Raw genomic sequence first — 21,140 nt, forward strand, 5'->3', positions numbered from 1 at the left:
AGCAATAGATGACCGTTGGCTCTTACGCCAAAACTTCACACATGCCGATCACCGAGCAATCGACATGGAATGGCCCGAAAAACCCGCTATCGGGTTTGAGCGGCGGGTTGCCGGCCAGCATCCCCATGGCCTTGGCTGTCTCTATGTTGCGCGTGATGTTGTGGTTGGCCTCGATGGCCCGTGCCACCCCGCCTACCGAACCTTGACCGATCCCCAACAAGGAAAATCCATTGGTGATGAATGCCAGGAAGGCGATAACCAAAAGTTTGCAACGGTTCATACGCCGCCCACTCCCGCGAGATCAGCCTGATCCGCCAGCGCCTGTTGCGCGCGGTGTTCAAACTGGATGCCAGGATGGGCGACGTGAATCGGCGGTTCGACGGTTTGTTGCGATTGCGGCGAAAGACTGACAACCAGCACCATGACCAGGTAAAGACCGATAGCCACATAGGCGCCGTGTTTGGCAGAAGTGATGATTGCGCTGGCCATGATGAACTCCGTGGACATGTTTCAGAGTCCACAGAATCGATCAAAAAAGCATCGACCACCAACTAGACGTGTCTATATCAACTATCAGCTGCGTTGATCATTAAGCCAGACTATCTCAGTCTTCGATAAAACTAATCATGCGCTCGCGGGCAGCGTCAGGCTCCCCGGAAATGGGCTCTGCCGCGGACAGGATGGGAGTGGAATAGAGAAACAGCAGCACCACTGCAAGACGCATCGCCATGTCATCGATCCTTTTCTTGAGAAGGAGTCAAAAAATCAGCGTCAAAGTTAAACGCATGGCCATGTGATATCAAGCAATAGATTGATGGCGATATGATGCTGTCGTAAACGCGTTATGCAGGAGCGACATCACTTCAGACTTTTCGAACGCTCAACGCTCGATCGGCAAGTGACTTCGCTCCTGCATAAAGGGTGCGGGGAGACAATTTCAGTGCTGGGCTTTGTGATCCAGCGCGGCGTAGAAGTTGGCGCTCTGTTGCAGGTATTTCTGGGTGTAGCTCTGGGCGTGGGATTTTTTGTCGCTGATTTCAACGTTGGCACTGGCTGGCAGAGCAACGGTGGCCGAGATGGCGGAAGCGGCGATTACAGAGAAGAGATTGAAGTTCATGCGGTATTCCTCGGAGTCAGTTGGCTTGCTTGCCCGGTGGGGCCGTGAAGCAAACTTAACCCTCGAGGAACGAGGCCTTGAAATGCTTTGTAGCATTACCAAATATCAGTCTCATTGATAGAAAGCTGCAGGCCCCGCGCACCGGGGCCTGCGGCCTATTGTCGCAGCACAAACTTGAGATCGCTCGGGGCGTCCATCGGCAGTTTTTGCACGGTTTTGCCCAGCAGACCGCTCTTGGCATCGCGCTCGACGACGACAATCTGGTTGCTTTTCTGGTTGGCGATCAGCAGGAATCGGCCACTGGGATCGAGGCTGAATTCCCTTGGATGGTCACCCTCCACCGAGCGCCGTTGCAGTTCCTTGAGATGGCCGGTCACAGGGTCGATGGCGAACACCAGCAATTGATTGGCAGTGCCGCGGTTGCTGACGTAGAGGAACTTGCCATCCTTTGATGCATGCAGTGCAGCGGCCGCCTTGTCCGACACCGGCTGACCGGCAGCCAGATCGACCATTTGCGTCTGCTCAAGCTTGCCGTCGCGGTAATCGAACACTGCCACCTGGGCGCTCATTTCCATGGTCAGCCAGGCGTGTTGGCCATCGGCGCTGAACAGCAGATGACGCGGACCGCTGCCGGGTGGCAGCTGGACGAATGCCGGCGTGGCCGGGGTCAACGGCAGGTCCGGATTGGCCTTGGGGTCGAAGCGGTAGACAAAAACCTTGTCCGCGCCCAGGTCATTGGAAAACACGTACCTGCCATCCGGCGAGGCAATCGTCGAATGCACATGCGCCGACATCTGCCGTTCGGGATTGACCCGGCTGGCCGGATGACTGCTCATCTGCACCACCGGTTTGAGCGCGCCATCGGCGCCCACCGGCAGCACCGCCAGGGTACCGCCCGGGTCTTCGGCTACCGAGTAATGACTGACAAACAGATGGCTCGCCTCTGCGCTGAGGCTCGAATGGGTCGGTTCGTTGCCCAGGCTCTGCACCTGATTGATCAGGCTCAGCTCATGGCTCTTGGGGTCGATCGCATAACTGCTGACCCGACCGACCGGATCAGTCTGGCCGGGGCCATTTTCGTTGACCACGAACAGCCGCCGCTGATCCTTGCTCAAGGTCAGCCATGATGGATTTTCGCTGTTGATCACTTGCAGCGGCCTGGCGTCGATCTGCCCGGTTGCACTGTCGAAACTCAGTCGATAAATGCCCTGACTTTGCCCGGCGGTATAGGAACCCACGAGCAATTGATAGTCGTCGGCGCAGGCGGCCTGAACACCCATCGCGCCGATGCTGCCGGCGATCAACAGAGGCCAGAGGTTACGCATCCTCTTGGGCGTCGTCTTCGTTATCGCCGCTGATGACATCACCGAGGCAGACCAGACGGTGTTCACCAGAATCACCGGTGATCAACCAGCTTTGCAAGGTGGTGTCGTAGGTCGCCGCCTGGACCTGTGCCGGGGTGAATTCCCAGTGCTTGGCCGCTCGGCCATCCATGCATTCGATGTGCAGGTTGTCGTCGACATCAAGGGCAAATTCGAAGGCATGCAGCCCGTCGATTTCCACCATTCCGCAGTGTTCGAGGGCATTGAGCAAGGTATCGGTTACAGCAGTCATGGCAGTCAATCTTTGAGTGGGAAAAACGCAATGATAGCTCAATGTGGGCACTCATCAGTGCCCGTCACAGCACTCCAGGACCACACTGAACAATTGTGGGAGCGAGCCTGCTCGCGAAGGCAGAGTGTCAGTCGATAAATTTCCGGACTGTTCCGCCGCTTTCGCGAGCAGGCTCGCTCCCACAGGGGGTTAGTGCGTGACGGTTAGATCGCGCTCTGTGACGGCTTGCCATCCACCAGTCGCTGGATGCCCAGCGGATTGGCATTTTTCAGCGCATCCGGCAGCAGGCTGTCCGGGTAGTTCTGGAAACACACCGGGCGCAGGAAACGGTCGATGGCCAGGGTGCCCACCGACGTGCCGCGCGCATCGGAGGTCGCCGGATACGGTCCGCCATGGACCATCGAATCACAGACCTCTACCCCGGTCGGATAGCCGTTGAGCAGGATCCGCCCGACCTTCTGTTCCAGCAACGCCGTCAGCTCTGCGAACTGCTCGAAATCCGCGGGCTCGCCGATGATCGTCGCCGTCAATTGACCGTGCAGCCCATTCAACGCAGCACTGAGTTGCGCCTGATCCGCCACTTCGACCACCACCGTGGTCGGGCCGAACACTTCCTCTTGCAGAACCTCATCACCGTTGATCAGCAGGCTGACATCAGCCTTGAACAACTGCGGCTGTGCCTGGCGTCCTTGTTGCGGGTGACCCGCCAGGTGCTCGATGCCTGGATGATCGAGCAGTTTCTGCAAACCTTTGCCATAGCTGCCCAGGGTCCCGGCGTTGAGCATGGTTTGCGCCGGTTGATCAGCCATCATGTCTGCCAACAACGTCAGGAAAGCGCTGAACTGTGGCGAACGAATGCCGATCACCAGTCCAGGGTTGGTGCAGAACTGGCCGCAACCCTGAACCACCGAAGCCGACAGGCCACGGGCGATGGTTTCCGTGCGTTCGTGCAACGCCTGGGGCAGGACGATCACCGGGTTGATGCTCGACATCTCGGCGAACACCGGGATCGGTTGCGGGCGTGCCGCCGCCATGTCGCACAGCGCCCGACCGCCCTTGAGCGACCCGGTAAAGCCCACCGCCTGAATCGCCGGGTGCTTGACCAGCGCTTCGCCGACCCCGCCGCCGTAGATCATGTTGAACACACCCGCCGGCATCGCGGTTTTTTCCGCCGCGCGCAGGATCGCATCAGCCACTGACTCAGCCGTGGCCATGTGGCCGCTGTGGGCCTTGAACACCACCGGGCAACCGGCGGCCAAGGCCGCGGCGGTGTCGCCACCGGCGGTGGAGAACGCCAGGGGAAAGTTGCTGGCACCAAACACCGCCACCGGACCGAGGCCGATGCGGTACTGGCGCAGGTCGGGACGGGGCAGCGGTTGACGCTCTGGCAAGGCCAGGTCGATGCGCGCACCGTAGAAATCGCCACGACGCAGCACCTTGGCGAACAGGCGCATCTGGCCGCTGGTGCGCCCGCGCTCACCGATGATCCGTGCCGCGGGCAACGCGGTTTCGCGACAAACCAGGGTCACGAAATCATCACCCAGCGCGTCCAGTTCATCGGCAATCGCATCGAGAAACTGCGCACGCCGCTCGGCGCTCAAGCCGCGATAGGTCGGGTATGCAGCAGCGGCAGCCTTGGCGGCGGCATCGACTTCTTCCGGCGTGGCCTGGATGAAATCGTGGGGCAGCGCCTCGCCGGTTTGCGCATCGACGCTGTGCAGTTTGACCCTGCCCAACGCACTGCGCTGGCCGCCAATATAGTTATGACCAAGAATTCGGGTCATCAGTAACTCCTCAAAGTGAACCGACGGTGCCGGGTTCGAAAGCCGCTTCAACCGGTGCGATGCCATTGATCAACGGCGCGCCGAACTCAGCCTGGCTGATCTCGAACACATCGCCGGGCCGGGTGCGCACGCCATCGGCGAACGACAGGGTCGCGGTGCCGAAGAAGTGGATGTGCACATCCCCCGGACGCAGGAACTGGCTGTACTTGAAGTGGTGATACTCGAGGTTCGCCAGGCTATGGCACATGTTGGCCTCGCCACTGAGGAACTCGTTTTGCCACAGCACTTCACCGTCACGCAGGATGCGGCTGGTACCGGCCAGATGTTGAGGAAGTTCACCGACCCGCAGTTCCGGGCCGTAGCTGCAACTGCGCAGCTTCGAGTGAGCCAGGTACAGGTAGTTCTTGCGCTCCATGACGTGATCGGAGAACTCGTTGCCTACCGCGAAACCCAGGCGATAGGGCTTGCCGTCGTGACCGATGACATACAGGCCACTCAGCTCAGGCTCTTCACCGGCGTCTTCGGCAAACGGCGGCAACGGGAACGGCTGGCCCGGGCGCACGACGATGCTGCCGTCGCCCTTGTAGAACCATTCCGGTTGCACACCGGCCTGCCCTTCTGCGGGTTTACCGCCCTCCACGCCCCATTTGAAAATGCGCATGGTGTCGGTCATCGCCGCTTCATCGCCGGCCTGCTGATGCATCTTGTCCCGGGCTGAAGCGCTGCCCAGGTGAGTCAGGCCGGTGCCGCTGACCAGCATGTGCGCCGGATCCGGATGATCCAGCGGTGGCAGAATGCGCAGTTGTGCCAGGAGTTCGGCGTAGTCGTGACTGATACCCAGCCCCATGCCTTGCACCTGTTGCTCAAGGTTGACGCCCGCCTCGATCGCCGCCAGGGCCAGGTCGCGAACCGTGCGTGCGTCCCGCACTTCGCGCACCAGCCCTTCCTCGACCATGCCGACCCGGCGTTCGCCGTTACTCAATTCAAATTGCACCAAACGCATGAATTTTCTCCTGTAAGCAGAACTGCCCCCCACCAATCCCTGTGGGAGCAGGCTTGCCCGCGATAGCGATCTGTCTGGCTCATCAATGTTGAATTGCCGCCGTCATCGCGGGCAAGCCCGCTCCCACAGGGTCAGTGGTCATTTTGTGTTTTGTGTCAGGTACGGGATGCGCCTCGGGCGCTGGCCGCAAACTCATCCGCCGGCAGCACGTGCTTGCGCTCCAACAGGCGATACACCACGCCGGTCAGCACCAGGCCGAACAGCATCACGCAAGACAGGAAGTACAGGCCCGAGGCCAGGTTGCCGGTGTACTCCTTGAGCGCGCCGATCACGAACGGGCCGATGTAGCCGCCCAGGTTGCCCACCGAGTTGATCAGGGCAATCCCCGCCGCCGCACTGGCGCCGGCAAAGAACCGGCCGGGCAAGGTCCAGAACACCGCAGTGCAGGAAAACAGCGCAAACGCCACCAGGCACAACGCCGCCAGTTGCAGCACCGGCACCGACAGCCAGGCACTGAGGAACAGGCCCAGCGCGCCCAGCACATAAAGCACCGCCAGGTGGCCGTAGCGATCATTCAAACGGTCGGAACTGCGCGGAATGATCAGCAGGCCGATGATCCCGAAAATGTACGGCACCGAAGACACGAAGCCGGTCACCAGGTCGCTGCCGCCGAACTGCTTGATCAGGGTCGGCAGCCACAGGCCCAGGCCATAGATGCTCAGGGTCACCGGCAGGTAGAACAGCGCCAGCAACAGCACACGCTTGTCCTTGAGGGCGTGCAACGGGTTGCCATGACGGGTCTGGCCGTACTGCTCCAGGTCCTTTTTCAGCTCGCCGGCCAACCAGTCTTTTTCAGCCTGATCCATCCACTTCACCTGTTGCGGGCCGTCCGGCAGCCAGCGCAACGTCGGCCAGGTCAGCAGGATCGCCGGGGCGCCGATGACGATGAACAGCCACTGCCAGCCATGCAGCCCCAGCACGCCGTCCATGCCGAGCAAGCCACCGGACACCGGACCGGTAATCATCATCGCGATTGGTTGCGACAGGATGAACAGCCCGAGGATCTTGCCGCGATGGCGCACCGGGAACCATTGGGTGATGTAGTAGAGAACGCCCGGGAAGAACCCGGCTTCCGCCGCACCGAGCAGAAAGCGCATCAGATAGAAGCTGTTCGGTCCCTGGACGAAGGCCATGCCGATGGTGATGGCGCCCCAGGTGACCATGATCCGCGCGAACCAGCGCCGTGCGCCAAAGCGGTCAAGCATCAGGTTGCTGGGGATTTCCAGCAGGAAGTAGCCAATGAAGAACAGCCCCGCGCCCAGACCGTAAGCCGCGTCACCGAGGCCGATATCGGCCCCCATGTGCAATTTGGCGAACCCCACGGCGGAGCGATCCACATAGGCGATCAGGTACAGCAGGATCAGGAAGGGAATCAGTTTCAACGTGATGCGACGGATAAGCCGCAGTTCCTGGCTCATGAGATCGGTCTCCGATTGTTGTTTTTATAGAACCTCGGGGGACGCCTCTCACGGCAAACCGTCAGGGCCATCCCTCCGCTGAAAACGACTATATAGTAATACTAATTAACCAACAACACTTCCAAAGCGATGAGTTTGCGCTTATGTTACGCTTCAGCTCGAACAATATAGTCATACAATAAGAGAATCGATCATGTCTGATAAGAAACCCACCCTGCGCTCCGCCCAATGGTTTGGCACCGCCGACAAGAACGGCTTCATGTACCGCAGCTGGATGAAGAATCAGGGCATCGCCGACCATCAGTTCCACGGCAAGCCGATCATCGGCATCTGCAACACCTGGTCGGAACTGACCCCGTGCAACGCGCATTTCCGCCAGATCGCCGAACACGTCAAACGCGGCGTGATCGAGGCCGGAGGCTTCCCGGTGGAATTCCCGGTGTTCTCCAATGGCGAATCCAACCTGCGCCCCACCGCCATGCTCACCCGCAACCTGGCAAGCATGGACGTTGAAGAGGCGATCCGTGGCAACCCGATTGACGGTGTGGTGCTGCTCACCGGTTGCGACAAAACCACCCCGGCCTTGCTGATGGGCGCGGCCAGTTGTGATGTGCCGGCCATCGTCGTCACCGGCGGGCCGATGCTCAACGGCAAGCACAAGGGCAAGGATATCGGTTCGGGCACCGTGGTCTGGCAGTTGAGCGAGCAGGTCAAGGCCGGCACCATCACCATCGATGACTTCCTGGCGGCCGAGGGTGGCATGTCCCGCTCGGCCGGTACCTGCAACACCATGGGCACCGCCTCGACCATGGCCTGCATGGCCGAAGCACTGGGCACTTCCTTGCCCCACAACGCGGCAATTCCGGCGGTCGATGCGCGCCGCTATGTGTTGGCGCACATGTCCGGCATGCGTGCAGTGGAAATGGTTCGCGAAGACTTGAAACTGTCGAAGATCCTGACCAAGGAGGCCTTCGAGAACGCCATTCGGGTCAACGCCGCGATTGGCGGTTCGACCAATGCGGTCATTCACCTCAAAGCCATCGCCGGCCGCATCGGCGTGGAACTGGATCTGGACGACTGGACCCGTATCGGTCGCGGTATGCCGACCATCGTCGACCTGCAACCGTCCGGGCGTTTCCTGATGGAAGAGTTCTACTACGCCGGCGGTTTACCCGCGGTACTGCGCCGCCTGGGTGAAGCCAACCTGATCCCGAACCCCAACGCCTTGACCGTCAACGGCAAGTCGATTGGCGAGAACACCAAGGACGCCCCGATCTACGGCGAAGACGAAGTGATCCGCACACTCGACAATCCTATCCGCGCCGACGGCGGCATCTGCGTGCTGCGCGGCAACCTGGCGCCGCTGGGTGCAGTGCTCAAGCCCTCGGCCGCCACACCGGAGCTCATGCAGCACCGTGGCCGCGCCGTAGTGTTCGAAAACTTCGACATGTACAAGGCACGGATCAACGACCCGGAACTGGACGTTGACGCCAACTCGATCCTGGTGATGAAAAACTGCGGTCCGAAGGGTTATCCGGGCATGGCCGAAGTCGGCAACATGGGCCTGCCGGCCAAGCTGCTGGCCCAGGGCGTAACCGACATGGTGCGCATTTCCGATGCACGCATGAGTGGTACGGCGTACGGCACCGTGGTCTTGCATGTTGCACCGGAAGCGGCGGCTGGCGGACCTTTGGCGGCGGTGAAGGAAGGCGACTGGATCGAGCTCGACTGCGCCAGTGGCCGCCTGCACCTGGACATCCCGGATGCCGAACTGGCGGCGCGCATGGCCGACCTGCAACCGCCGCAACAATTGTTGGTCGGTGGCTACCGTCAACTGTACATCGACCATGTGCTGCAGGCGGACCAGGGTTGCGACTTTGACTTCCTGGTCGGTTGCCGCGGGGCTGAGGTACCGCGCCACTCTCACTGACATCCCCCATCCTCCTGTGGGAGCGAGCCTGCTCGCTCCCACATTTGCCTTTCACCCAGCTCAAGATTGCGCCGTGCCTGTTATCATGCGCGGTACCCTATCGCACAGGACCGCGTCGCTCCCCATGGATTACCGCAAACCCTCCGACCGCAAAAGCATGCACTCGCGTATCGTCCAGGAACTGGGCATGCAGATCGTCTCGGGACGCTTCCTGCCCGACGACAAACTGCCCGCCGAAGCGCTGTTGTGCGAGGAATATGCCGTCAGCCGGCCCGTCCTGCGCGAAGCCACGCGGGTGCTGGTCGCCAAGGGCCTGGTGTATTCCCGTCCGCGAGTCGGCACCGTGGTCAAGCCGCGCAAGGACTGGCATATGCTGGACCCGGATGTGCTGCACTGGTTGATGCAAAGCAGCCCGCAGAATGAGTTCTTCGACTTGCTCACCAGCGTGCGCAGCATCATCGAACCGGCGGCCGCCGCCCTCGCCGCGCAATTCGCCACCGACGCCGACATTGCCTCCATCGGCGAAGCCTACCAACGCATGGAAGCCGCCCCCACGCCGGAAGCCTTGCTGCAACCGGACCTGGATTTCCATAGCCGCATCGCCGATGCGACCCACAACGATCTGCTGGCCAACCTGTGCAACATGCTCTCGGTGGCAATTGCCGAAGCGTTGAAGCATTCCAACCAGCGACCGAACCTGCATGAACTGGCGCTGCCACGGCACAAGGCGATTCTCACGGCGATCGAGAACCGTGATGCGTTGGGTGCGCGGCATGCGACGCTGGTGCAACTGGATGACGCGCGTAGTGCGCTGAATGTTGTGCTGGGCAGCGATCCTTCATAAACACCCAATAACCTTGTGGGAGCGAGCCTGCTCGCGAAAGCGGTGTTTCAGTCAATGCTGCTGTCGACTGACACTACGCCTTCGCGAGCAGGCTCGCTCCCACAGGGATGTTGTTTGGATTTGAGATGTAAAAAAGCCGCAACCCTGAGGTTGCGGCTTTTGTGTTTCTGATCGTGGATCAGTGAGCAAACAGCGAGTTGCCCTTCTGCCCCGCCAGTTTCTCCGGCTTGATCAGGAAGCGCGCCAGCGCCGGCAACAGCCACAGTGCGCCGAACATGTTCCACAGCAACATGAAGGTCAGCATCAGCCCCATGTCGGCCTGGAACTTGATGGCCGAGAAGATCCAGGTGCACACGCCGATGGCCAGGCACAGACCGGTGAACAACACGGCTTTACCGGTGGACTTGAGCGTCTGGTAGTACGCCTCTTGCAGCGGTAGCCCGGCACGCAGGAAGCTTTCCAGACGGCTGTAGATGTAGATGCCGTAGTCCACGCCAATCCCCACACCCAACGCCACCACCGGCAGGGTCGCGACCTTCACGCCGATACCCATGAAGGCCATCAGGGCGTTGCCGAGTACCGAGGTCAGCACCAGCGGCAGCACGATGCACAAGGTCGCCGCCCAGGAGCGGAAGGTGATCATGCACATGACCGCCACGCAGATGTACACCAGGATCAGGATGGTCAACTCGGACTTCTTGATCACCTCGTTGGTGGCCGCCTCGATCCCGGCGTTACCGGCCGCGAGGATGAACTCCAGGCCGTCCTTGTTGTTTTCCTTGGCGAACTCTTGCACCGCGTGCACCGCGCGATCCAGGGTCTCGGCCTTGTGATCGTTGAGGAACACCAGTACCGGCGCTAGCGAGCAGCTGTTGTTGTACAGGCCATCGGCCCGGGCAATGGAGTTGTTCAAAACGTCCGGGTTACGCGACAGGGTTTCCCATTTCAGGTTGCCCTCGTTCATGCCCTTGATCATCTGCTTGGACACGGTCACCAGGGAAATCGCCGACTGCACGCCCTCGGTGTTCTGCATCTTCCACATCAGCTCGTCGATCGGCGCCATCGCTTCATAGCGCGAGCAGCCTTCGGACTTGGTCTTGACCATCACCACCAGTACATCGGAGCTGGTGGAGTAGTTGCTGATGATGAAGTTGTTGTCCTTGTTGTAGCGCGAGTCCGGACGCAGCTCCGGCGCGCCCTGGTCGAGGTCGCCGATTTTCAGGTTCTGGCTGTACCAGAGGCCGCCGCCAAAGGCGATCAACGCCAACAGGATCGAGACCGGAGCGACTTTCGCGCTGGCAAAATTCGACAGCAGGCGCCAGAACGGATGCTCGCGGGTCGCGTCTTTCTTGCTGCGATCCACGGCACGCTTGCTGATGCCGACGTAGGAAATCGCCACCGGCAGCAGGATCAGGTTGGTGAACACGATCACCGCCACGCCGATGGATGCGCCGATGGCCAGCTCACGGATCACGCCGATGTCGATGATCAGCAGCGTGATGAAACCCACGGCATCGGCAAGGATCGCGATCATCCCCGGCAGGAACAGTTGACGGAACGTCCGGCGCGCCGCGGTCAGGGCGTTGTCCGCTTCACTGGATTGCAGGGCAATGCCGTTGATCTTCTGCACGCCGTGGGAAATACCGATGGCGAAGATCAGGAACGGCACCAGCATCGAGTACGGATCCAGGCCGAAACCGAAGAAGTGCATCAGGCCCAGCTGCCAGATCACCGCCACCAGCGTCGTGCTCAACACCGCCACCGTACTGCGCATGCAGTTGGTGAACCAGTACAGCAGGATCAGGGTGATGACGAAGGCCACACCGAAGAACATCACCACCATCACCAGGCCATCGATCAGGTCGCCGACCTTCTTGGCGAAACCGACGATGTGGATCTTGACGTTGGGGTTCTGCGCTTCGAATTTGTCGCGGATCTTTTCTTCAAGATCGTGGGAGAACTTGCGATAGTCCAGCGCCAGCAACTTGCCCTGGTCCTGCGGGTCCGGGTAGGACTCCAGCAGCGGGATGTCGACGATGCTCGACTTGAAGTCGTTGGCCACCAGCCGCCCGATCTGCCCGGACTTGAGCACGTTGTTGCGCAGCAGGTCGAGACTTTGCTGGGAGCCGTTGTAGCTCTGCGGGATCACTTCACCACCGGCGAAGCCCTCCTCCGTCACCTCGGTCCAGCGCACGCTCGGACTCCACAGCGACTTGAGGCCGGAGCGGTCGACACCAGAGATGTAGAACACTTCGTCGTTGATCTGGCGCAGGGTCTCCATGTACTCCTTGGAGAAGATGTCGCCGTCGGTGGCTTCCACGGAGATCCGCACGGTGTTGCCCAGGTTCGCCAGATCGTTGCGGTGCTCCATCATTTTCTGAATGAACGGATGCTCGAGCGGGATCATTTTTTCGAAGCTGGTAGACGGCCGGATCAGCGTCGCCTGCCAGAACAGGAAGATGCTGACCAGCAGGCAGATGGTGATCACTGCCGGGCGGTTGTTGAAAATCAGGCGTTCAAGAAACGTCGCCTTGTCCTGATGATGAGTGCTCAAGGAAGTCATAGCCCCGCCTTCTTATTATTAACGTAGCTCATTTGCCCAGCTCCGCGCCGTTTGGCGAAGTGGCGCGAACGCCGCCTTGTCCACCCAGAATCAGATTGCCGTTTCCTGCACCGACCACCGAAGAGATGGAAATACGATCCCGGCGGTTGAAGACACTGAAAGTCTGTCCGTCATCGCTGCTGCTGATCACCGAACCGCCGTTGCCGACGATCACGATGGAACCGTCGTCGAGCAGCGTGCCGCCGGACAGACCGAACTCCAGGGCACCGCGTTCAGCCTCGAGCTCGACTTGCTCCCAGGTGCTGCCGAAATCCGTGGAGCGGTAAAGATTGCCGCGCAGGCCATAGGCCAACAACGTATTGGGTTGTGCGGTGCCGATCACGCCGAAAAACGAACCTTCGTACGGGCCTTCGAGCTTCTCCCAGGTCTGGCCCCAATCGGCGGAACGGAACATGCTGCCCTGCTCGCCGACGATGAACAGCCCGGCGTCCTTGACGGCGGCAATGGCGTTGAGGTGGTACTGGTCTTCGTTGTCCAGGCGGTCGCTGACGTCTTCCCAGTTCTTTCCACCATCGGTGGTGGCCATCAACGCACCGTAAGCGCCCACGGCAAAGCCGCTGTTGGCGTCCTGGAACCAGACGTCGAGCAGCGGCGATTCGCGATTCAGATCTTCGAACTGCTTGGTCCAGGTGACGCCACCGTCCTCGCTGGCGAGAATCTGCGCGTCATGACCGACGGCCCAGCCGTGCTTGTCATCGACAAAGAACACCGAGGTCAGCAGTTGCCGGGTCGGTACCTTGGCCTGGGTCCAGGTCGTACCCTGGTCATCGGAATACAGAATATGCCCGCGATCCCCGACCGCCACCAGACGCTTGCCTGCGTGCACGACATCGAGGACCAGGCTTTTGCTGGCCTTGGCCGATTCAACGGAATAAACAACGTCGGATGCCGGCGCATCAGCCGCCAGCACAGGTGCCGACCACACGGCACAGCCCAACAGCGAGAGCGCTGTAGCCAGCAACGCGAATTTGCGTAAAGCCGGCGGGCGGCAAATACCCACACCCATGACAGGCTCACTCATAGACCTTCCCCCTTTATTATTGTTAGGTCATTCAACCTTTCAGGGCGCCGCAAGGGTGCGTATCGGGATGACCTGTTTCAGAGCATAGTCCTGAAACCCGCAATCCAGAGCCCCTTCGGAAGCTGGCTTATCCTATCGGTGTTTTTCGACGGCTGACAATCGACGGTGCGTTATGTTTTGTTAACCGTGGGGGGTATGGGGGGAGCTGAATGATGGGGTATTTGGTGGGGTGATTGGGTTTTGGTTTTGGTTTTGGTTTTTGTGATCGGTGTACATATCCGTTGCTGCGGTAACGGCTACTTATGGTTTCGCTCTTACAGCGAGTCCCTTTTTCAAACGCCAAAAAGGAACCAAAAGGCTTCGCCCCGGCGTACGGCACCTCGCTGAGGCTCGGTGTTCCCTCGCTACGGTGTCCATCAGGGGGCATCGCCTACGGTTTGCTTCGCTGTACCTCCTCTCGATGTGTGCGGCTTCGCCGCACGGCGCTACGCGCCTAACCCCCTGATGAACACCTACGCTCGGCCTGCCGAAGGGGCGAAAGATCAAAAGCAAAAGCAGAGCGAGGCGGCCTGACAGCCGACCTGACTTTGGCGGATGTCCTCATACCCCTGTGGGAGCGAGCCTGCTCGCGAAGGACGTCAACGATAACGCGGCCTGTCTGAATGACTGCGTTGCCTTGATGTTTTTCGCGAGCAGGCTCGCTCCCACAGGGGATCCGGGTATATCTGCAAGAAATTGGTCGGCTGGCAGGCCGTCTTCGCGAGCAAGCCCGCTCCCACAATGGGTCGACGTACACCCGCTGCTTTTCACCACTCATCAGGCCGAGCGTTAGCTCGCCTTAAGCTTTTGATCTTGATCCACCCGCCCCTTCGGCAGGCTGAGTGGAGGTGTTCATCCGGGGATTGGCGCGCAGCGCCGTTCGACGCAGTCGAACACATCGCATGTAGGTGCCAGCGAAGCCAACCGGAGGGCGATGCCCCCGGATGAATGCCGGAGCGAGGGAACGCCGAGCCCCAGCGAGGGGCCGAACGCTCGGGGCGAGACTTTTTGGTTCCTTTTGTGTCGTTTGACAAAAGGGACTCGCCGTAAGGGCGAAACCATAAGTGGCCGTTACCGCAGCAATGGATATGTACTCAATCAACCAAGAACCTGGTCGGCCCGAAGGCCGCCAAGTCCAAGGCCAAACCGAAGATCAAGCCAGGCTCTTGCTGACCACCTCAAACACATCACTAGACAGTTGCCCCGAAGCCCGAATCCGTTCCAGCTCCCCTTTCATCAACGCCTGACGGGAACTGTCGTACTTGCGCCAGCGCGTCAAAGGCGCCAACTGCCGAGAAGCGATCTGCGGATTGAACCCGTTCAGCTCGATCACCAGATCCGCCAGGAAGCGATACCCGGAACCATCCGCCGCATGGAAGTTGATCAGGTTCTGCCCGGCAAACGCGCCGATCAACGCCCGCACCTTGTTCGGGTTCTTGATGTTGAACGCCGGATGCTCCATCAACGCCTTGACCCGCTCCAGACCACCCGGCAACACACTGCCCGCCTGAACACTGAACCACTGATCCATGACCAGCGGGTTGTCACTGAAGTGCGCGGCGAAGCTGGCCAGGGCCTTGGCTTTCTGCTCTTCGAACGGCGAGTTGACCAACACGGCCAGCGCAGTCAAACGCTCGGTCATGTTGTCGCATGCGTCGAACTGCTCCAGCGTCGCCGCCAGAACTTCCGGCTTGCCACTGAGCATCAGGTACGACAGCGCAATGTTCTGCAACGCACGACGGGCGAAGTGTTCGGCCTCGGCCACGTACGGGGTTTGCTTGGACAGGTCGCGGTTGGCCTGATAACGCAGCCACAGGCCTTCGAACAGCGCGTCGGCCAATTGCTTGCGGGCAAATTCGCGGGCGATGTGAATGGCTTCGACATCCGCCACGTCACTGATTTCAGTCAAGTACGCTTCGCTCGGCAGCGAGAGCATTTCGGCGACCATCGCCTGATCCAGCGACTCATCGGACAGCACCGTGCGCAAGGCCGAAACCAGTCGCTGATCGAGGACCAGCGCTTCGCCTTTCTGTTGCTGGGCGATCAGTTCTTGCAGCACCTGCACCGACAATTGCTGGCCGGCATCCCAGCGATTGAATCCGTCGCTGTCGTGCTGCATCAGGAACATCAGCTGATCGCGGTTGTACGGGAAGCTCAGTTTCACCGGCGCGGAGAAGCCGCGCAGCAACGACGGCAGTGGCTGTTCGGCGATGTCGACGAAGGTGAAGGTCTGTTCGGCTTCGGTCACCGAAATGACCCGAGAAGTACCTTGCGCCGCCGCTTCACCGGCAAGGCGCAGGGCAATTTCGGCGCCCTTGCTGTCCAGCAGGCCCAATTCAACCGGGATCACGAACGGCAGTTTTTCCACCTTGTCCGGGGTTTGCGGGCAGCTCTGGCGGAAAGTCAGGCTGTAGGTTTTCGCCACCGCATCGTAAGACTCGCTGACCGCAAGGCGTGGCGTACCGGCCTGGCTGTACCAGCGCTTGAATTGGCTCAGGTCGACAGCGTTGGCATCTTCCATGGCCTTGATGAAGTCATCGCAGGTTACGGCCTGGCCATCGTGGCGCTCGAAGTACAGGTCGCTGCCTTTACGGAAACCTTCGGCGCCCAGCAAGGTGTGGATCATGCCGACCACTTCCGAACCCTTTTCGTACACGGTCAGGGTGTAGAAGTTGGAAATCTCGATGAAGCTGTCCGGACGTACCGCGTGGGCCATGGGGCCGGCATCTTCAGCAAACTGGTGGGTGCGCAGGTAGGCCACGTCCTGGATGCGCTTGACCGTGGCCGAATTCATGTCAGCGGAGAAATGCGAATCGCGGAATACGGTGAAGCCTTCCTTGAGCGACAGCTGGAACCAGTCGCGGCAGGTCACGCGGTTGCCCGACCAGTTGTGGAAATATTCGTGGGCCACGATGGCTTCGACCCGCTGGTGCGCGGCGTCGGTGGCGGTTTCGGCCTTCGCCAGCACGGCGCTGGAGTTGAAGATGTTGAGGCCCTTGTTCTCCATCGCGCCCATGTTGAAGTCGTTGACCGCGACGATCATGAAGATGTCCAGGTCATACTCGCGACCGTAGACTTCTTCGTCCCAGCGCATGGACTTCTTCAGGCTGTTCATCGCGTGCTGGCATTTGTCGATGTTTTCCGGCTCGACATAGATGCGCAGCGCCACGGTGCGCTCGGTCATGGTGGTGAAGGTGTCTTCGACACACCACAGATCACCGGCCACCAGGGCGAACAGGTACGCCGGTTTCTTGAACGGGTCTTCCCAGGTCGCCCAGTGCCGGCCGTCTTCGCCGGGACCGCTGGCGATCGGGTTGCCGTTGGACAGCAGCACCGGATAGCTGTGTTGCTCGGCAACCACGGTTGTCGTGAACGTGCTCATCACGTCCGGACGGTCAAGGTAATAAGTGATCTTGCGGAAACCTTCGGCTTCGCACTGGGTGCAGAACATCGTGCCGGACTTGTACAGGCCTTCCAGCGCAGTGTTGGTTTCCGGGTGGATGCGCACGCTGGTGTCGACCGTGAAACTGGCGCTGGTCGGGTGCAGCGTCAGGTGATTCTCGGTCAGTTGATAGTCGGCGGCCGTCAGATCGCGATCAGCCAACTTGACCGACAGCAGGTCGAGTTGCTGACCGTCCAGCACCAGCGGCGGCAGGCCCGGGCCGCGCTCGGGGTTGCGGCGCATCACCAGTTGCGCATGGACCAGGCTGTGGTCCTCGAACAACTCGAAGGTCAGGTGTGTTTCGTCGATCAGGTACTCGGGCGCCTGATAGTCCTTCAGGTAGATCATCTTCGGTTGTTCGGTGCGCATGCTGGAGTCCTTACTGATGCACGGCGAGTTGATAGGCCGTGTACTTACGAATGTTGATCACGCCGGTATCGAAGATCAGGTATTGCCCCTTGATCCCCAGCAGCGTGCCTTCGGCAATCGGGTTCTTGTCCAGGTTGAAGCTGACGATCTTGGCCGGGTATTGCTCCACCGGAAAACGGATTTCAAGCGGTTCGACATCGCTGATCGTCTGGATCGCCTGCAGGCCAAATCGTTCCTGCAAACCTTGCAGGCCTTCGGCGCAGCTGTCGAACAAGTGGTCGCGAACCCCGGCCAGATCCACCGAAACCGCATCACCCTTGAGCAAGGCCCGCCAGTTGGTCTTGTCGGCGACCTGACTGCGGAACAAGTCTTCGACGAAACCGGATTGCTGGCGGGTCGCGACGCGCACGATCGGCAACGCCTGGCTGGCGCCCTGATCGATCCAGCGGGTCGGCAACTGGGTGGCACGGGTAATCCCGACCTTCACCCCGGATGAGTTCGACAGGTAGACGATGTGATCGGTCATGCAGAATTTTTGGCCCCACTCCGGCTCCCGGCAGGTGCCGGCGTCGAAATGGCAGCGTTCCGGGCTCATGATGCACACGTCACACTGGGCCAGTTTGGTCATGCACGGATAGCAATAGCCCTGGCTGAAACTGGTTTTGGTCTTGCGTCCGCAATGGATGCAATGGATCGCACCCAGGTATTCCAGGCGCACCGTGGTGCCGATCAACGGATTGACCGGAACCTCGACGTCGCCCAGACGAAATGCGTATTGCACGTTCGGCCCGTCCAGGCGCGCCGACATTTTACTGATTGCACCGCGGCCAATCTCGATCAATGGATGGCATCCGACTTGAACAGGATATTCGGCACTTCGATCGACTTCGACGCACATTCCTGCGGACCCATGTAGCCAGTGCGCTCTTCCTCGGGCAGGTTCTGGATTTCCCAGGCGATCATCGCTTGCAGCGATAATTCGCGTTGCTCGGTGGTGAGCTTGCCACCGTCGGACCATTTACCGATTTCCACCGCCAGTTTCAGGCTCTGGTAGATGTCCGGGGTGATGTTCTTGATCATTTCGTTAAAAGAGGACATTGGGTCTCCGCGTTCTCTACTTACAAGACTGTTTCAGACGGCCAGTTTACGGCGGTTGTACAAACCACCCAACAAACCGGTCAAGCATCCGACGAGCAACCCGCTGACATGGGCCGCGTTGGCGATTTCACCGAAGCCGATCATCGAGACCAGCCCCGACAGGCACAGCAGCAACCAGACCAGCATCATCACCAGTACCCCGCGAGGCAGGCGATAAGCGGCGTTCGGCGACAACAGCTGGAAGATCCAGCAGTGTCCGAGCAGGCCGTACAGCACCCCGGACAACCCGCCGAACAGGCTCGGGCCGCTGAAAAGAAATTGGGTGTAATTGGATACAAGGCTGAACAGCAAGGTCAGGCCGATCAGGTTGACGCTGCCCTGGCGCGACTCGATGCGCCGTCCCAGCTCCCAGTACCACATGCCGTTCATCGCCAGGTGCAGGATGCCGAAGTGGATCAGCATCGGCGTGACCAGTCGCCACCACTGCCCCGCCGCCAGGCTGTCGGCCAAAGGCGTGAAGTGGATGTACTCGCCGACGATGCGGAAATCGAGGAAGGTCAGCCAGTGCATCGTATTCAGGTTGTCGCCCAGCATCGTCAGCGCGCCGACCAGCAGGCTCAACAGCAAGACCAGCGCAGTGGCTTTGGCGTAGCGCAGCTGCTCGACGAAACCCGGACGGCGAACGGTTTGTGCCACGGGAACATCCAGTTGCTGATCGGGATCGCCCTCCGGAAACCGCTCATACAAGGCGCGCACGTCTTCGCTGATGTTGTCCGGCACCCACAACACCTGCTCGCCCGCCTCTTCGCTGACCCGGTGCGGCACTTGCATGCGCTGCAACAATTTGACGAAACCGCTGAGGTCCACCGCCAGCGGCAGACGCAATACCGCCACAGCACTCATTGCAACCTCTCTTTCATTGCAAAACCTCTGGCCGCTCGACATCGACCCAGACAAATTTATGCGGATCGAGCCGCGTTTCCTGATCCAGCCGATAGGCGACCAGTTTGCCGTAGAGCACGGCGCTGTAATCCAGGCACGCCAGGTTCGGGCGGATCGGCGCGGGTTTGCCGCTGCGCCAGTAGTGGCCGACAAACAGCAACGGCTCGTCGATGCCGTAACGCAGCAGGTTGTTCTTCTCACTGGACGACAGCGGCGTTTGCGCCACCGGGTCGGGCAGCGCATCGGGCTGGAACACGATGTCGCCATAGGTCTGCGGGTCGTCCTCCCAGAATTTGGTGCGGAAGAACGAACGGGTCAGGCCATCGCCGCTGGTCATGGTCAGGCCATGGGGCAGGCGCATGTCGGTGCCGCGCAGCAGGCGGTCGAACACGGTGCAGGCGAAACTGCCCGGCATGGCCGACGCCTGCAGGAAGTGTTCATCGACGCACCCATCGGGAAACAGCGCCCGCAGCGGTTCGATCAGGCCGGCGTCCCAACAGGCATGCACCACCCGGAAGCGTCCGGCGTCGACGAACAGCGGCAGCTCATAGAACCATTGCTGGAAGTCATGCCAGTCACCCGGATGATGTTCGAACTGGGTCAGGGTTTCATTCAGCAATCGGGCGTGGCGCGGCGTGTGCTCACGGACGAACTGCTTGCCACTGCCAGGCAGCGCCGGCGTGACCCAGCCCAGGGCGTTGAATTCATGGTTGCCCATGATGCACAGCGCCTGACCGGCCTCGACCATGTCGTGGACGATGTGCAGCGCCTCGCGAATCCGCGGGCCGCGGTCGATGATGTCGCCGACGAACACCGCCATGCGCGAAGGATGGCGCCAGACGCCACCTTGTTTGTGATAACCGAGCCGGTCGAGCAAATGCTCAAGGGTCAGAGCGCAACCGTGCACGTCACCGATCAGGTCGTAGCTACGCGCGGGATCGAGCATCAGTCGCCTCCACCACCCAACTTGCTGCCCCAGCCGAGCTTGGTCCGGCAGACTTCGTAGTAGTTGTGGTCGAGCGGGTGGATCAGCCGCAACTTCTGGGCTTTCTTGCTCACGGTGATGGTATCGCCGGGCGCGCAGGTAAAGTGGTTCTGCCCGTCACACGAGACTTGCGGGTAAATCTGCATATCCTTGGACACGACGATTTTCAGCTCACTGTTGCCATCGACCACAATCGGTCTGCCCGACAAGGTATGGGGGTACATCGGCACAATTACAATGGCGTCGAGCTTGGGGTGCATGATCGGTCCACCCGCCGACAGCGCATAGGCGGTCGAACCGGTGGGCGTGGCGACGATCAGGCCGTCGGCCTTTTGGCTGCAGACGAACTGGCCGTCGATGTACAGTTCGAACTCGATCATCCGCGTCGATTTGCCAGGGTGCAGCACCACGTCGTTCAGCGCATCGCCCTGGCCGATGGCCTCGGCATGGCGACGGACTTCGGCCTGCAGCAGGAAGCGGTTTTCCACCAGATAATGACCGTCGAGCACCTCGGCGACCTTGACTTCCAGCTCATCGGGACGGATATCGGTCAGGAAACCCAAACTGCCCCGGTTGATCCCCAGCACCGGGATATTGTGCTTGGCCAGCGCCCGGGCGGCGCCGAGCAGGCTGCCGTCACCGCCGACCACAATCACCATGTCACACACTTCGCCGAGCATCTTGCGCGACGAGGTTTGCAGGCCGTGGCCCGGCAGGACTTCGGCGATGGTGTCTTCGAGGATCACGTGCAGGTGACGATCGAGCAGAAACCGTTTCAGTCGGCGGACGGTATCGAGTACCTGCGAACTGCCGAGACGTCCGATGATGCCGATATTACGAAATTGCTCCAT

Annotated in this window: 19 protein-coding genes; 2 read left to right on the top strand and 17 right to left on the bottom strand. The window is 60.4% G+C overall.

All coding sequences use genetic code 11. The annotated features are described in order from the left end of the window. Positions 1–22: 22 nt before the first annotated feature. The 9 genes from CKW21_RS15985 to CKW21_RS16020 form a co-directional block, all read right to left on the bottom strand. Positions 23–280, bottom strand: a complete 258-nt coding sequence (locus tag CKW21_RS15985; protein WP_095194920.1) for a hypothetical protein — start codon at positions 278–280, stop codon at positions 23–25. Beyond that, the gene (locus CKW21_RS15990; protein ID WP_095195122.1) at positions 277–489 is read right to left on the bottom strand and encodes a hypothetical protein; all 213 of its coding nucleotides are present in this window, start codon (positions 487–489) and stop codon (positions 277–279) included. The genes CKW21_RS15985 and CKW21_RS15990 overlap by 4 nt, the downstream gene beginning before the upstream one ends. A gap of 115 nt (positions 490–604) precedes the next feature. Then, positions 605–730, bottom strand: coding sequence for a hypothetical protein (locus CKW21_RS31815; protein ID WP_256590244.1), 126 nt, complete (start codon positions 728–730; stop codon positions 605–607). A 207-nt stretch (positions 731–937) separates the two neighbouring features. Beyond that, complete coding sequence (locus tag CKW21_RS15995) at positions 938–1,117, bottom strand: hypothetical protein (RefSeq protein ID WP_095194921.1); 180 nt, start codon at positions 1,115–1,117, stop codon at positions 938–940. Positions 1,118–1,272: 155 nt separating this feature from the next. Then, positions 1,273–2,442, bottom strand: a complete 1,170-nt coding sequence (locus tag CKW21_RS16000) for a lactonase family protein (protein ID WP_095194922.1) — start codon at positions 2,440–2,442, stop codon at positions 1,273–1,275. Beyond that, on the bottom strand, positions 2,435–2,731 hold the full coding sequence (locus tag CKW21_RS16005) for a DUF5629 family protein (RefSeq protein ID WP_095194923.1): 297 nt from the start codon (positions 2,729–2,731) through the stop codon (positions 2,435–2,437). Before CKW21_RS16005 ends, CKW21_RS16000 begins: the two co-directional genes overlap by 8 nt. A gap of 203 nt (positions 2,732–2,934) precedes the next feature. After that, positions 2,935–4,515: an aldehyde dehydrogenase (NADP(+)) gene (locus tag CKW21_RS16010; protein ID WP_095194924.1), complete on the bottom strand. Its 1,581-nt coding sequence runs from the start codon at positions 4,513–4,515 to the stop codon at positions 2,935–2,937. Between the two features lie 10 nt (positions 4,516–4,525). After that, complete coding sequence (araD1, locus tag CKW21_RS16015; protein WP_095194925.1) at positions 4,526–5,518, bottom strand: AraD1 family protein; 993 nt, start codon at positions 5,516–5,518, stop codon at positions 4,526–4,528. Between the two features lie 155 nt (positions 5,519–5,673). After that, a complete protein-coding gene (locus CKW21_RS16020; protein WP_095194926.1) occupies positions 5,674–6,996 on the bottom strand; it encodes an MFS transporter in 1,323 nt (440 codons plus the stop codon). A gap of 193 nt (positions 6,997–7,189) precedes the next feature. Between CKW21_RS16020 and CKW21_RS16025 the strand changes: the two genes are divergently transcribed. Together CKW21_RS16025 and CKW21_RS16030 are read left to right on the top strand one after the other, a co-directional pair. Next, positions 7,190–8,926 carry an IlvD/Edd family dehydratase gene (locus CKW21_RS16025; protein WP_011334608.1) on the top strand — a complete coding sequence of 579 codons (1,737 nt, stop codon included), beginning with the start codon at positions 7,190–7,192 and terminating at the stop codon, positions 8,924–8,926. A gap of 124 nt (positions 8,927–9,050) precedes the next feature. Next, positions 9,051–9,770 (top strand): FadR/GntR family transcriptional regulator, encoded by a 720-nt coding sequence (locus tag CKW21_RS16030; RefSeq protein WP_170948679.1) that lies wholly within the window; start codon positions 9,051–9,053, stop codon positions 9,768–9,770. A gap of 178 nt (positions 9,771–9,948) precedes the next feature. Here the strand turns inward: CKW21_RS16030 and CKW21_RS16035 are convergent, their stop codons facing one another. The 8 genes from CKW21_RS16035 to CKW21_RS16075 all read right to left on the bottom strand — a co-directional run bounded on the left by CKW21_RS16035 (position 9,949) and on the right by CKW21_RS16075 (position 21,140). Continuing rightward, positions 9,949–12,333 carry an RND family transporter gene (locus CKW21_RS16035; protein ID WP_095194928.1) on the bottom strand — a complete coding sequence of 795 codons (2,385 nt, stop codon included), beginning with the start codon at positions 12,331–12,333 and terminating at the stop codon, positions 9,949–9,951. A gap of 28 nt (positions 12,334–12,361) precedes the next feature. Next, the gene (locus CKW21_RS16040) at positions 12,362–13,414 is read right to left on the bottom strand and encodes a YCF48-related protein (RefSeq protein ID WP_095194929.1); all 1,053 of its coding nucleotides are present in this window, start codon (positions 13,412–13,414) and stop codon (positions 12,362–12,364) included. Positions 13,415–14,606: 1,192 nt separating this feature from the next. After that, positions 14,607–17,264: an aminopeptidase N gene (gene pepN / locus CKW21_RS16050; protein WP_095194930.1), complete on the bottom strand. Its 2,658-nt coding sequence runs from the start codon at positions 17,262–17,264 to the stop codon at positions 14,607–14,609. Between the two features lie 10 nt (positions 17,265–17,274). Then, on the bottom strand, positions 17,275–18,105 hold the full coding sequence (locus CKW21_RS16055) for a DUF2797 domain-containing protein (RefSeq protein WP_095194931.1): 831 nt from the start codon (positions 18,103–18,105) through the stop codon (positions 17,275–17,277). After that, positions 18,102–18,362 carry a YeaC family protein gene (locus CKW21_RS16060; RefSeq protein WP_095194932.1) on the bottom strand — a complete coding sequence of 87 codons (261 nt, stop codon included), beginning with the start codon at positions 18,360–18,362 and terminating at the stop codon, positions 18,102–18,104. Before CKW21_RS16060 ends, CKW21_RS16055 begins: the two co-directional genes overlap by 4 nt. A 33-nt stretch (positions 18,363–18,395) precedes the next feature. Continuing rightward, a complete protein-coding gene (locus CKW21_RS16065; protein WP_095194933.1) occupies positions 18,396–19,265 on the bottom strand; it encodes a rhomboid family intramembrane serine protease in 870 nt (289 codons plus the stop codon). 13 nt (positions 19,266–19,278) lie between these two features. Beyond that, a complete protein-coding gene (locus CKW21_RS16070) occupies positions 19,279–20,253 on the bottom strand; it encodes a metallophosphoesterase (protein WP_371917526.1) in 975 nt (324 codons plus the stop codon). After that, positions 20,250–21,140, bottom strand: coding sequence for an NAD(+) kinase (locus CKW21_RS16075; protein ID WP_034146463.1), 891 nt, complete (start codon positions 21,138–21,140; stop codon positions 20,250–20,252). The genes CKW21_RS16070 and CKW21_RS16075 overlap by 4 nt, the downstream gene beginning before the upstream one ends.

The sequence above is a fragment of the Pseudomonas sp. Irchel 3A7 genome, from assembly GCF_900187565.1.
Taxonomy (GTDB): domain Bacteria; phylum Pseudomonadota; class Gammaproteobacteria; order Pseudomonadales; family Pseudomonadaceae; genus Aquipseudomonas.

What these genes read in the sequence shown, in the direction of transcription:
- CKW21_RS16075 (WP_034146463.1), bottom strand. Translation starts at nt 21,140, where the DNA reads ATGGAGCAATTTCGTAATATCGGCATCATCGGACGTCTCGGCAGTTCG.
- CKW21_RS16065 (WP_095194933.1), bottom strand. Translation starts at nt 19,265, where the DNA reads ATGAGTGCTGTGGCGGTATTGCGTCTGCCGCTGGCGGTGGACCTCAGC.
- CKW21_RS16030 (WP_170948679.1), top strand. Translation starts at nt 9,051, where the DNA reads ATGGATTACCGCAAACCCTCCGACCGCAAAAGCATGCACTCGCGTATC.
- CKW21_RS16060 (WP_095194932.1), bottom strand. Translation starts at nt 18,362, where the DNA reads ATGTCCTCTTTTAACGAAATGATCAAGAACATCACCCCGGACATCTAC.
- CKW21_RS16035 (WP_095194928.1), bottom strand. Translation starts at nt 12,333, where the DNA reads ATGACTTCCTTGAGCACTCATCATCAGGACAAGGCGACGTTTCTTGAA.
- CKW21_RS16000 (WP_095194922.1), bottom strand. Translation starts at nt 2,442, where the DNA reads ATGCGTAACCTCTGGCCTCTGTTGATCGCCGGCAGCATCGGCGCGATG.
- pepN (WP_095194930.1), bottom strand. Translation starts at nt 17,264, where the DNA reads ATGCGCACCGAACAACCGAAGATGATCTACCTGAAGGACTATCAGGCG.
- CKW21_RS16025 (WP_011334608.1), top strand. Translation starts at nt 7,190, where the DNA reads ATGTCTGATAAGAAACCCACCCTGCGCTCCGCCCAATGGTTTGGCACC.
- CKW21_RS16010 (WP_095194924.1), bottom strand. Translation starts at nt 4,515, where the DNA reads ATGACCCGAATTCTTGGTCATAACTATATTGGCGGCCAGCGCAGTGCG.
- CKW21_RS15990 (WP_095195122.1), bottom strand. Translation starts at nt 489, where the DNA reads ATGGCCAGCGCAATCATCACTTCTGCCAAACACGGCGCCTATGTGGCT.
- CKW21_RS31815 (WP_256590244.1), bottom strand. Translation starts at nt 730, where the DNA reads ATGGCGATGCGTCTTGCAGTGGTGCTGCTGTTTCTCTATTCCACTCCC.
- CKW21_RS15995 (WP_095194921.1), bottom strand. Translation starts at nt 1,117, where the DNA reads ATGAACTTCAATCTCTTCTCTGTAATCGCCGCTTCCGCCATCTCGGCC.
- CKW21_RS16005 (WP_095194923.1), bottom strand. Translation starts at nt 2,731, where the DNA reads ATGACTGCTGTAACCGATACCTTGCTCAATGCCCTCGAACACTGCGGA.
- CKW21_RS15985 (WP_095194920.1), bottom strand. Translation starts at nt 280, where the DNA reads ATGAACCGTTGCAAACTTTTGGTTATCGCCTTCCTGGCATTCATCACC.
- araD1 (WP_095194925.1), bottom strand. Translation starts at nt 5,518, where the DNA reads ATGCGTTTGGTGCAATTTGAATTGAGTAACGGCGAACGCCGGGTCGGC.
- CKW21_RS16040 (WP_095194929.1), bottom strand. Translation starts at nt 13,414, where the DNA reads ATGAGTGAGCCTGTCATGGGTGTGGGTATTTGCCGCCCGCCGGCTTTA.
- CKW21_RS16020 (WP_095194926.1), bottom strand. Translation starts at nt 6,996, where the DNA reads ATGAGCCAGGAACTGCGGCTTATCCGTCGCATCACGTTGAAACTGATT.